This window comes from Vibrio sp. 10N.286.52.C3, assembly GCF_041468865.1.
In the GTDB taxonomy this organism is placed as follows: Bacteria; Pseudomonadota; Gammaproteobacteria; order Enterobacterales; family Vibrionaceae; genus Vibrio; species Vibrio crassostreae_C.
In genome coordinates, this window is sequence record NZ_JBFRJM010000086.1 from 1 (window position 1) to 12238 (window position 12238).

The 12238-nt window shown below is 43.6% G+C and carries 9 protein-coding genes; 5 read left to right on the top strand and 4 right to left on the bottom strand.

All coding sequences use genetic code 11. The features are described from left to right. Positions 1 to 251: 251 nt before the first annotated feature. Positions 252 to 938: a MaoC family dehydratase gene (locus AB4138_RS22805; RefSeq protein WP_017059493.1), complete on the top strand. Its 687-nt coding sequence runs from the start codon at positions 252 to 254 to the stop codon at positions 936 to 938. Positions 939 to 1013: 75 nt separating this feature from the next. Here the strand turns inward: AB4138_RS22805 and AB4138_RS22810 are convergent, their stop codons facing one another. Then, positions 1014 to 1829 carry a phosphate ABC transporter substrate-binding protein gene (locus AB4138_RS22810; protein ID WP_017064361.1) on the bottom strand — a complete coding sequence of 272 codons (816 nt, stop codon included), beginning with the start codon at positions 1827 to 1829 and terminating at the stop codon, positions 1014 to 1016. A gap of 253 nt (positions 1830 to 2082) precedes the next feature. Here AB4138_RS22810 and AB4138_RS22815 point away from each other — a divergent pair, with 253 nt between their 5' ends. Next, positions 2083 to 2445, top strand: coding sequence for a DUF3024 domain-containing protein (locus AB4138_RS22815; RefSeq protein ID WP_017059495.1), 363 nt, complete (start codon positions 2083 to 2085; stop codon positions 2443 to 2445). Between the two features lie 184 nt (positions 2446 to 2629). Here AB4138_RS22815 and AB4138_RS22820 read toward each other — a convergent pair whose 3' ends face one another. Together AB4138_RS22820 and rnb are read right to left on the bottom strand one after the other, a co-directional pair. Next, positions 2630 to 3460 (bottom strand): AraC family transcriptional regulator, encoded by an 831-nt coding sequence (locus AB4138_RS22820; RefSeq protein ID WP_017064362.1) that lies wholly within the window; start codon positions 3458 to 3460, stop codon positions 2630 to 2632. Between the two features lie 187 nt (positions 3461 to 3647). Next, positions 3648 to 5654 carry an exoribonuclease II gene (gene rnb / locus AB4138_RS22825; RefSeq protein ID WP_017059497.1) on the bottom strand — a complete coding sequence of 669 codons (2007 nt, stop codon included), beginning with the start codon at positions 5652 to 5654 and terminating at the stop codon, positions 3648 to 3650. A gap of 309 nt (positions 5655 to 5963) precedes the next feature. On the opposite strand from rnb, the gene AB4138_RS22830 reads away from it, so the two are divergent. Together AB4138_RS22830 and AB4138_RS22835 are read left to right on the top strand one after the other, a co-directional pair. Then, positions 5964 to 8033: a DEAD/DEAH box helicase gene (locus AB4138_RS22830; protein ID WP_080582207.1), complete on the top strand. Its 2070-nt coding sequence runs from the start codon at positions 5964 to 5966 to the stop codon at positions 8031 to 8033. Between the two features lie 730 nt (positions 8034 to 8763). Beyond that, positions 8764 to 9957: an acetate/propionate family kinase gene (locus AB4138_RS22835; RefSeq protein WP_372055964.1), complete on the top strand. Its 1194-nt coding sequence runs from the start codon at positions 8764 to 8766 to the stop codon at positions 9955 to 9957. A gap of 269 nt (positions 9958 to 10226) precedes the next feature. Here AB4138_RS22835 and AB4138_RS22840 read toward each other — a convergent pair whose 3' ends face one another. Beyond that, positions 10227 to 11192, bottom strand: coding sequence for a GlxA family transcriptional regulator (locus AB4138_RS22840; RefSeq protein ID WP_372307825.1), 966 nt, complete (start codon positions 11190 to 11192; stop codon positions 10227 to 10229). Between the two features lie 114 nt (positions 11193 to 11306). On the opposite strand from AB4138_RS22840, the gene AB4138_RS22845 reads away from it, so the two are divergent. Next, positions 11307 to 12098: an MBL fold metallo-hydrolase gene (locus AB4138_RS22845; protein ID WP_017039291.1), complete on the top strand. Its 792-nt coding sequence runs from the start codon at positions 11307 to 11309 to the stop codon at positions 12096 to 12098. The last annotated feature ends 140 nt before the right edge of the window (positions 12099 to 12238 follow it).

Here is a 12238-nt window from a genome sequence, read left to right on the forward strand (position 1 = left end):
CGCGATGAACCTTTTTTTATTCCACTTATGAATAAAAACGCCTTTTATATAAACAAATGTTTGTCATGTGATAGAGCTAACACTCTAATTTGGGTTTTGTAATAAAATGATGTTTTATTGGTAAGTATATGTTTAATATGATTTTAACAAGGTTCAGCTAACGGTTGTATGCTCGAAAACATTTGCACAATAGTGTGAAGTGTTTCAAAATTACGAAGTTATATTGAAATTTTTTGTGCATTGAGGTTCTTATGAAAGTCATTGATTTATTTAAACACCGAGGCGATAGCATGTCTTCGCAACACTCAGAGTTTATGCAATGGATGTCTCCAGCTCTTAGAGATTACTGGGGCGACTTTCTTAATCGTACGCAAAATAGCCATTTCTTTGCGTGGGTTCGTGATCACCACAAACCTGCTGTCAATGAAGATGCACCAGAGATGCCGGTGGAACAGCCGATCGTACTTAAGCCAGAAGCACAACTTGTGTTTGATGAGCTTAATCAACAGATCGGTGAAGTCATCCATACTGGCGACTGGATCAATGTAAGTCAAGACCGTATTAACCAGTTCGGCCTTGTTACTGAAGATATGCAGTGGATTCACACTGAGCCTGAAAAAGCGGAAACAGACTCTCCGTTCAAAACAACCATCGCACATGGTTTTTTAACTTTATCTCTGCTTCCTCGATTGACTGACAGTGTTGACCCTGACAAGTCTCAATTCCCAACAGCGAAGATGGTCGTAAACATTGGTCTTAACCAAGTACGTTTCCCATACCCTGTTAAATCGGGCAGTAACGTTCGTGCTAAAAGTACGCTAACAAAAGTAACGCCAATTAAGAAAGGCCTAGAGATTGAACGCGAAATCCGCGTAGAAATCGAAGGTATTCGTCGTCCTGGCGCTGTGATCGTTTCAGTGATTCAACTTCACTTCTAAACGAACCATATAGATTCCAAAAAAAGAGAGAGCTTAATGCTCTCTCTTTTTTTTCATAAGATAAAACTCACTCACTTATTTAATGCGAGTGTAGCCGTACTCTTCGATAAGGTCTTGCCCTTGCTTTGACTTCACGAATTTGATGAAGTCTTTGCTCTCGTCAGAAACTGAGTCTGTCTTATGCAGCAACAAGAATGGGCGAGCCAGTTCATAGCTGTGGTTAGCAATGTTCTTAGATGTTGGCTCTACGCCTTCAAATGTGATTGCTTTAATCGAACGGTCGATCGAACCAACAGAGATAAAACCAATCGCGTGTGGGTTATGGTTAACAATCGTTTTAACCATGCTGTTGCTGTTTACAACCAAGTTATTTGGGTTGATGTCAGACACTAGACGGTCATTAATGATCTTCGTTAAACCAAGCAAGCTTTCGAAGCTATAGCGTGAGCCAGAAGACGCTTCGCGAGTGACAACTGCGATAGGCTGATCTGCGCCACCCACAGCTTTCCAGTTCGTGATTTTGCCTTTGTAGATATCGAACAGCTGCTCACGTGTAACGTTGCTTACAGCGTTTGAGCGGTTAGTTACTACAGCTAGGCCGTCAAAGGCAATTGGAAATACCTTCAACTTCTCGTCTTGTTCGCGGTCGGTTAAATAACGCGAGCTCATACCGATGTCAGAGACACCTTTATTAACCATGGTAATACCTGCTGTAGAACCAATGCCCTGAACCGCAATATAGTTATCAGGGTGAGTCTTGTTGTACTCCTCAGCTAATACATCCATCACTCGTGATACTGAAGTGGAGCCCGAAATAGTGGTTTCTTGTGCTAAAGCAGCATGAGAAGACAGGGCTAAGGATAAAAGAGAGGCAAGCGCGACTCGTAACATAAACAACTCCTAGTTAATAACATTTGTCGCATATGATAGGTCGGTTATATGACACTTTTGTGAAATTACATACTCTCGATGTATAGCTGTTCGCTTGATGAGTCGTAGCTTTCTGGGTTTCCGAAAGCAAGATTCGTTTCTGGGAGCAGGGCAGGTATTTTGATTACGCTTGTTCGCTAAAATGTTTGTTGAGTCCTAAGCTAAGTAGAGGAATTCACTACTTAGAAGTTTCTATGAAGTTACAAGGGGTGTTATGTCCGTCATTCATATCGAGCTGAATCGTCTTTTAATTGGGGCCGAGAGGCTCTGTACATCTCGAAATCGAAGTTTACCTGTCGAGCTAGGCAAATCCCTATATGAAGAGTGTGAGGGTGGTGTGCTGTTTTCTCAGGCGCATTATCTACTCGACTCATCTCACAGTGATTATACAAACGAGATCGTCTGCGTGACTTTTGATGAGTCGCTGTCTTGTTGGTTAGTGATGGTGCCGCTTGAAGGGGATGTCGAAACCGACTCTGTGAATTGGGGGCCGTATCCGTACCTTCCTAAATCGAAGGATCTTGATGCTATTTTGGCGGAAATAGAAAAAGACCCTAAATCGTACTTCTGGTCATAGTCACTCTGTTTTCACGTTTGCTGGTGGCCTGCTCGCAAAGCTGAATCAATGAGTATCAAAACTCAACCACTGAATCCCAAAGCCAAATCATCTCATCCCACACCCAAGTGGCTTAATATTGAAGCCACTTGGTTTACACCAGTTCCCAACTAAGACGTCCACATCAATCTATCGCTTTGTTTCTTTAAACTTGCGGCTTTACGCTCTGCAGTTGTGCTTGTGCCACTAGCGATCGGAAGTCTTTTGGTGTTTTTCCGTGATACGTTTTAAAGGCCGTGCTGAAGTGAGCGGCACTTTTAAAGCCTGACTCATACGCGATTTGAGTGATCGACTTATCCGATGTTCTTAGCTGAGTGGCTGCATGAGCAATACGTTTTATCTTTAATAAGTTTGAGAACGACAGATCTTCAGCCGATAAGCGACGTTTAAGCGTAGCCGGTGACATTCCCATGTAACTGGCGAGCGTATCCAAAGAGATATTGTTTTCAATGTTTTGCTCGATGTAATGAATGACTCTTTGGGTCACGGTTAACCTTGAAGCTCGAGCAATAATAGCCAATAGAGCTGGGTACTGTTCCACCATCAAAGACAGCAAACTTAAGCCTAATTGAGTGAGTGCGTAGTCATTCTGAGAAGAAGAGTTGGCCAGTGACATGATGAGATCTTTCAACTGACAGAGCTCAGTATCCGTTTGATTGAACTTAATGTACTTGTCTGGGATTCGAGCGGACTCTAAATCGCTGAACTGATTAATGAACTTTTGAAAGATAGCCAAATCAAAATCTAAGCAGGTTGCGCTGAATTCGCCATTTTCAGTGTTAACCGTGATGTCTTTAATCTGACCAGAATTGTAAAGGGTGAAATCTCCCGCTTGCAACGAGGCTTGAGTACCATTGGGCAACACAAAAGAAATGCTGCCTTTCGACACTATAAAGATACCGTTTTTAGAGGCAGGATAACGTTCTCGTCTCCTGGGAATGAAGTTTCTGAACTGAGTAACTGTGATTGATGACATAGTGAGCTTCTTTGACGTTGTAAATTGATTGCTTATTGATTGTTTTTTTAAGTATTGTTTAAGCATGAGACATTTACAAAAAAGGCGCTAATAATTAGCGCCTTTAGAAGTGAACCTTTGAAGCTTTTGACCTTGATAGCTTTGACCTTGAAAGCCGAAACCTTGAAAGCTGTAGCTGTTAACGCCTTTAAGCTTCGGTTTCGTTTGTCGTTTCAGGCTCGCTAGGCAAGTCCGCAAATACTTGAGTAGGTTTTGCTACTAAGTTACGGTTTTCCTGATTAACTTCAGAGAGAACTACTTCTAAAACGTCTCCCAGTTTGTATACCATTTCTTTATCGATAGATACAGTACCCATATCACCGTTGCACTCTATTCTTTCTTTATTATTAAGAATGAGAGATCCAGGGATAAATGCAGCAGCACCATTTTCAAGTAAACGTACACGCATACCTGCACGGTTAATATCGAAAATCTCAGCTTGGAAACGAGTTTCTTCTGCTGGAGCATTGGCTAGAGTGCGAGCATACAACCAATCGCCAACATTACGCTCAGCCATGCCGTGGTGACGGCGGTGCAGGGCAAGTTCATCACCGATAGTTTCATCTGGTGTTTGAATTGGCGCTTTACCTAAGATGTGTGCTTTAAGCATACGGTGGTTAATCATGTCGCCATATTTACGAATTGGAGAAGTCCAAGTTGCGTAAATATCTAATCCCATCGCGTAGTGCGGTGCAGGCTCATTGCTGATCTCGCTATACGCTTGGAATTTACGAATACGGTTGTCGTAGTAGCTGTTATCTAAAGAACCTAACCAACGACGTAGAGTAGCAAAACCTTCTAGAGAAATGATTTGCTCTTCAGTGAACGGCGTTTCCGCTTGCGGGTTTACCAGTTCAAGAACGTCGGAGATTTTCTCAGCCTTGAAACCAGAATGGCAGTTAAACACACCTTGGTTGAAGCTCTCTTTTAGTACTCGGCCCGCACAGATGTTCGCGCTGATCATTGATTCTTCAACCAGCTTGTTTGCGCTACGACGCATGTCAGCGTGTATAGCGACAACATCGTTATCTTCGCTCAGTTCAAAGCGGTAGTCAGGGCGATCTGGGAACACAACAGCGTTTGCTGAGCGCCATGCTGAACGTGCTTGAGCAAATTGGTGAAGATCAGAAACAATTGCAGCAATCTCTTCTGATGGTTGCCATTTCTCTGATGCACCTGTTTCTAGCCAGTCTGATACGTTGTCGTAAGCAAGACGAGCATGAGATTTGATGTTTGCAGCGAAGAAGTTAATGTCATCACCGATAACGCCATCTTTAGATACCGTTACTGTGCAGCAAAGTGCAGGACGAACTTCGTTCTCGATCAGTGAACATAGGTTGTCAGCAAGATCACGAGGCAACATTGGGATGTTGCGACCAGGAAGGTAGATAGTGAAACCGCGCTCGCGTGCCACTTTATCCATCGCATCATCTGGAGAGATGTAAGCCGTTGGATCAGCAATTGCGATAGTCAGTTCAAAATCACCGTTCTCTTTCTTCTTCGCGTAAAGCGCGTCATCCATATCTTTTGTGCTTTCGCCATCGATAGTCACAAAAGGGACGTGCGTCATGTCTACACGTTCAAGATCGGCGTCATCGTTGATTAGCCAGTTGTCGATGCCTTCAGGCTCACTGTTTGGTAGATCGTTTTGTGCTAGCGTTACCCACCAAGGTGCAATCTTGTCGTCAGCGTCTGTGATTTTCTCAGAGATCTGAGCCAAGAATCCGTTGTCACCTTTTAATGGGTGTTGAACGATATGAGCAACAACCCAGTCACCTTCTTTAAGCGTTTCAGGGTTTAGACCCTTCATTGCTTTCGCTTTAAGTTGCAGTTTTTTGAGCTGCGGGTGATCAGGAACAACGTTCAATCGGCCTTTGAAAAGCTTAACTCGTGCAATAAAGCGAGTAAGACCTTGTTCAACCAATTCCTCAGGCTCTGCTACTTCGCGCTCTTTCTCTGTGCGAATGATGGCAATCACCTTGTCACCGTGCACACATTTCTTCATGTACGGAGGCGGGATAAAGAAGCTTGTTTTGCTATCAACTTCGAGAAAACCAAAACCTTTTTCAGTGGCTTTGATGGTACCTTCCTTTTTAGGGAGGGTTTCTTGGATTTGCTGCTTGAGCTGAGCGAGTAGAGGATTATCTTGAAACATTTTGACTTTTATCTATCGAGGACAATTGAGCACACTATAATCATTGCGAGGCTTGATTACTACTTAAAGGCGAAGTGAGCGTTAATTAATTGCCCTCTTATTTAACTAGGTCAATTTGCTAGGAGATGGGTGCTGTGACGAGATATTCATCAAGTTTTGACGATATGATAACCAGTATTGATGTAAAAGCGAAAAATATGTGATGTATTTCAATTTTTTCTGGATTTTTTTATGCATTTAGGGAATAATCCGCCTCCCTTAGACGTCCCTAATGGCTTGAAGTGTTTTATTACTGCTTCGTAACTCTGAATGGAATCAGTATCTGATTGGATCAGTATTGGAATTGATAGAGCTCCCGGGACCTTTTGTTTACTTATATATAGTGGGATCCCAATGTCCGAATCTGTAATTCAATTTAATGAATTAGCCCTAAACGATAACATTCTTTCAGCTCTTGATAGCATGGGTTTCGTTTCTCCGACTCCAATCCAAGCAGCAGCTATTCCTCTTCTTCTTGAAGGCCGTGACGCACTAGGTAAAGCACAGACTGGTACTGGTAAAACAGCAGCATTCTCTCTGCCTTTACTTAACAAAATCAACCTGAACCAACACAAACCACAAGCAATCATCATGGCTCCTACTCGTGAGCTAGCGATTCAAGTTGCTGCGGAAATCAAAAACCTTGGCCGTGATATCAAAGGTCTTAAAGTTATTGAAATCTACGGTGGTGCTTCAATTGTTGACCAAATGCGTGCTCTAAGCCGCGGTGCTCACATTGTTGTTGGTACTCCAGGTCGTGTTAAAGACTTACTAACTCGTGACCGTCTACACCTAGATGAAGCACACACATTTGTTCTTGATGAAGCAGATGAAATGCTGAAAATGGGCTTCGTAGATGACGTTACTTGGATCCTAGAGCAAGCTCCAGAATCTGCACAACGTGTACTTTTCTCTGCAACTATGCCTCCAATGGTTAAGACTATTGTTGACCGTTACCTACGTAACCCGGCTAAAGTTGACGTTGCTGGTACTAACCACACAGTTGATAAAGTAGCGCAGAACTTCTGGGTTGTTAAAGGCGTAGAAAAAGACGAAGCAATGTCTCGTCTTCTAGAAACCGAAGAAACTGACGCGTCAATCGTATTCGTACGTACTCGTCAAGACACTGAGCGTCTAGCTGATTGGCTATCTGCACGTGGCTTCAAAGCTGCTGCACTGCACGGTGATATTCCTCAGTCTCTACGTGAGCGTACTGTTGATCACATCAAACAAGGTGTTATCGACATCCTAGTTGCAACTGACGTTGTAGCTCGTGGTCTTGATGTTCCACGTATCACTCACGTATTCAACTACGACATCCCATTCGATGTTGAATCTTACATCCACCGTATTGGTCGTACTGGCCGTGCTGGACGTAAAGGTAAAGCGATCCTACTAGTTCGCACTAACCAAATTCGCATGCTTCGCACAATCGAGCGCGTAACTAAGTCTCAAATGGAAGAAATTCAACTTCCTCTACGTGACCAAGTTGCTGCTGCACGTGTTGCTAAGCTTGGCGCTGAACTTGAAACTGAGAAAGAAAGCAAAGCACTAGAAAACTTTGCAGGTCTTATCTCTACTCTTCAAGAGTCTCTAGAAGTTGATGCTGCTACTCTAGCTGCAATGCTTCTTAAGCGTCAGCAAGGTAAGAGCCCACTATTCTACGTTGGCGAAGACCCAATGATCGCTGCTATTGAGCGTGATAAGAACCGTCGCAAAGAGCGTCGTGAAGATCGTGACAACGGCCGTGACGGTGGTGGTCGCAACTTCAATACTCAAGATTGGGATACTTACCAACTACAAGTTGGCCGTGAGCAAGGCGTTCAGGTTAAAGACATCGTTGGCGCACTAGCAAACGAACTTGGCCTAACTAAAGGTTCTATCGGTGCTATCAAGCTAGACCAAGGTTCTACTTACGTTCAACTGCCAAAAGCAATGAACTCTGAAACTGCTGGTAAGCTAAGCAAACTTCGCATTCGTCAAAAAGAAGCTGGCGCTGTAGTTGTTGATTTCAATGACTTCCGTGAGCCTCGTCGTGGCGGCGGCGGTCGTGATGGCAACCGTGGTGGCAACCGTGGCGGTCGTGATGGTGGCGGCTACCGTGGTAACCGTGAAGGCGGCAACCGCGAAGGTGGTAACCGTGAAGGCGGTCGTGGTGGATACCGTGGCAACCGTGATGGTGCTCGCGATGGTAACTCTGCTGGCGGACGTGATGGCGAACGTCGTTTCGACCGTAACCGTGGTGGCGATCACCGTGGTAACTTCCGTGGCGAACGTGGCCATGGTAACGGCAATGGCGGTGGTAACCGTGGTCGTCGTCCAGAGCGCAACGAAGGTTAATCAACCTGTCGCTTAGACGCTTTAGGTCTAGACACTGAATTTAAAAGCCGAGCGTAATGCTCGGCTTTTTTGTGCCTGCTATTTGAACTTAAGCTTTGGTTGGCTCGATATTCGTAGCTAACTTACTTTAATCAAGCTTCGTTCCTGTAACTATGCTTCGTCCATGAAACTAAGCATCGCGCCTAGAACGAATGTTAGTGCCAAAACTTAGCTGTATCGCGTTCTAAGCCTATACCAAAACATTCTAAAACAAAGAGTGAAGGCTATCTAAGCGTCGTTACAGTGCATCTATTCGTAGAGTTGTGCTCGAAGGCAATCAAAATAAGATCAGATCACTATTCTCAACTTCAGTGAGCTTTTTGATGCAAACACTGAGCAATTGAGAAATCGAGCAAAAAGTTATCGGTAATGATAAGCAGACGAAAGGGAAGGGTGGTTGTTTTTTAAGCGGATCACCTGCATTTGTTCGAGTCGCTTTAATTAACTGAATCAAGTTAAAAATAACGTGAGCACTCGTTTGCGTCACCTGTTCATTAATTTTCTTATTCAACTATTTTTTAATTTCGCTCTCGAAATAAATAATTTAATGACCAAGATCAACTTAATTGTGTTCATTTAGTGATTTTTTCAAAACAAAAGTTGAAAGATTCAAAAATTATTGAATAATGGACTTAACTAAAATTGAAGTAAACACTTCATCCAATTCGTACTGAAACAGGATCCATATCCAATGTCTAATTCGTTTGTTCTGGTTATTAACTCGGGTAGTTCATCCCTAAAATTTGCTGTAATCGATTCTGTTTCTGGTGAAGCAGTATTAAGTGGCCTAGGGGAGTGTTTTGGTCTTGAAGATGCTCGTATGAGCTGGAAATATCAAGGCGAGAAAACTGAAATTGCCATTCAAGGCGAAGATAACCACCACAAAATTGCCATTGGCAAATTGGTTGGCCTGATGGAAGATCTAGGCTTCACTGCTGATATCGTGGCTATCGGTCACCGTATCGTTCACGGTGGTGAGAAGTTCACTCAAACCGTTCGTATTACTGAAGAAGTAACGAACGAAATTGAAAGCCTATCTGACCTAGCTCCACTTCATAACCCTGCAGGTGCTGTCGGCATTCGTGCTGCGATTGAAGCTTTCCCTTCTCTACCTCAATTTGCTGTATTTGATACGGCTTTCCACCAAACAATGCCACAACGTGCATTCACTGGTGCAATCGCAAAAGAGCTATACACAGACTTCGGCGTACGTCGTTACGGTTTCCACGGTACGAGCCACTACTTCGTTAGCCGTGAAGCTGCGAAGATGGTTAACAAGCCTATCGAAAAATCTAGCTTTATCTCTGTTCACCTAGGTAATGGCGCATCTGTATGTGCAATCAAAGACGGTAACAGTGTTGATACTTCAATGGGCTTCACACCACTTTCTGGCCTAATGATGGGCACACGTTGTGGTGACCTAGACCCAGGCATCATCGAATACCTACTTAAGAAAGGCTGGTCACAAGAGCAAGTATTTAACTCTCTAAACAAGGAGTCTGGCTTCCTTGGCGTGTCTGGTCTTACGAGCGATGCTCGTGGCATCTTAGAAGCAATGGAAGAGGGCCATGAAGGCGCTAAGCTTGCGTTTGAGGTGTTTACTTACCGCGTATCAAAATACATTGCTTCTTACCTTGCAACGCTAGATTCTTTAGACGGCATCATCTTCACTGGTGGTATCGGTGAGAACTCTCTACCAATTCGTCGTGAAATCCTAAACAACCTTAAGATTCTAGGTTTCGTTGAAGATGTAGCAGGTAACGAATCTGCTCGCTTTGGTGCTGAAGGCATCATCGGTAAGTCTGAAATGCTAAACGCATTAGCAATGGTTATCCCAACCAACGAAGAATTCGTGATTGCTCAACAGTCGGTAGAACTACTGTAATTTACTTTAAAAACAGATGGTTAAAAGCGAGCTTAGTGCTCGCTTTTTTTGTGCTCATATGTTGGATACACCATCGCTAAGTGGCCTTATAGCGAGATAGTCAAAACTCATTCTATTGATTTCGGCAAATCATTTTGTAGCTTCAAACTAGTGATGTTAGGGCTGGCTTGTGATGCCCCAAAAACGCCTAGAATTGAACTTGCAAGGTTTCAGATACAAAAAGTAATAGATGCGACGATCTAGCCCCATCGCCCTCAATGAAATTAAGACTATTGCTTGAATGTAGTGCGCCACTGAATCGGCGATACATGAAAAGCCGATTTAAAGTGCTTTCTGAATACACTGTCAGAGCCAAAACCCGCTTGCTCTGCAACTTGAGGTATCGATAGTTTCGTGGTTTCTAATAGACGTTGGCTAAGCACCAAACGTCGGTTTTGCAGCCATTCACCAAATGTACAGCCATAGGTGGATTTAAACTGGCGTGTGAAGGTACGTTTACTCATCGCACAGCGCTCAGCGACTTCATCTAGTGAGTGACACTGATTAAGGCTCTGCTCCACCAGCTCAATCACAAGGCTAATACTTGTCTCTGTAAGAGGTTTTATGTTGACTGGTGCTGGTATGTATTGCTGCTGTCCACCAGTACGAGATGGCGCAGTCACCATCTTACGTGCGAGATCATTCGCAAGTACACTGCCACACAGGCGGCGCACTATGTGGAGACAGCAATCTAGCGAAGCTGCTACCCCTGCTGAGGTAATGATAGTCTCATGTTCAATAAATAGAGGGTTTGGATCAAAATTCACCTTAAGAAATTGCTGCTGAAATTGTTCGGAAAACGCCCAATGGCTTGTGGCACGTTTTCCATCGAGAACGCCAGCACATGCAAGTACATAAGACCCGAGGCAGAGTCCTACTAGTAGCTTACCTTTCCCATGATGCTCTATTAGCGCCTCTATAAGTCGCTCACTTGGCTCTGGCAGGTCATTTGGCCAGCTTGGAACAATCACAATATCCGCCTCTTTAATAGCGCTCAAATCTCTATCGATCACCACACCAAATCCTGAGCTTGTTTCCAATGGCGAGCTTTTTTCGCTACAGATTTTCAAGTCAAACCGAGGCGGCTGATCGAAAAAGATATCTTGAAACACCATACAGGGTACAGAGAGATGAAAAGCACTGATCCCTTCAAAGGCAATCAAAGTGATTTTGACTAACTCGGTTGATTTCTCCATATTTGTCTCGATTTGCGCGAATATTGACTTTCGAGACAGTATGGCAAGGTTACCGAAAATAGCATACTAAATCACATAGAGAATATGACTCATGAGTGAATTTAGAGAGGTATTATGAAGATCCATCACCTACGTAGCGCAACTTTTATCATTGAATCTGGCGAAAAATTTATCCTTATTGATCCTATGTTGGGGAAAAAAGGCTCTATGCCTCCGTTTTCAGTCATTAAGGCTAAGGCCGCGAAAAATCCAACCGTTGAGATGCCAAGTAATGCCGATGAGCTACTAAACAAGGTTACTCATACCTTAATTACTCACAGTCAAACACTTGGTATCAAGGCATTACAACATGGAGATCACCTAGATCCGGCAGGTGAGACGTTTTTAACAAGTCGTAATATCCCAGTTGCGACACCAGCCAAAGATAAGGCTTACCTAGAAAAATACGACTTAACGGTAAATTGGGGAATTGAAGACTGGCAAACTATCGACTTTTTAGGCGGAAAACTAACTGCGGTTCCTGCTTTACACGGTCATGGTTGGATTCATAAGCTAATGGCAAATGGCGTCGGATTTTTCTTAGAGCTTCCCAATGAGCCTTCTATTTACATTAGCGGAGATACGGTTCTAACCGATGATGTAAGACGAGCTTTGAATGAGTTAAAACCCGACATCACAGTGGTGGCAGCAGGCCGTGCTCGTATGGATGTTGGTCAACCGTTATTGATGTCTATTGATGAGGTCATGGAGTTTATTCGCCTTTCCCCTAATAAGGTGGTTGCGAACCATATGGAGGCACTCAATCACTGTGCAGTGACTCGACCAATTCTTAAAGAAGCAATTGATAAAAACGGTTTGTCAGATAAAGTCCTTATTCCTGCTGATGGTGAGACCTTGGAGTTTTAGATACCTGAACTAATCCGGTGACTCCCGATTTAAGTAAATAGTCTAAATGATTTCTGTCCAAAAGCTTCTCGGATTGAATTTTTACCCGTGGCACTTTCTAACTCGAAAGTGCCCCATTGTTTATATGGAATCCACGTATT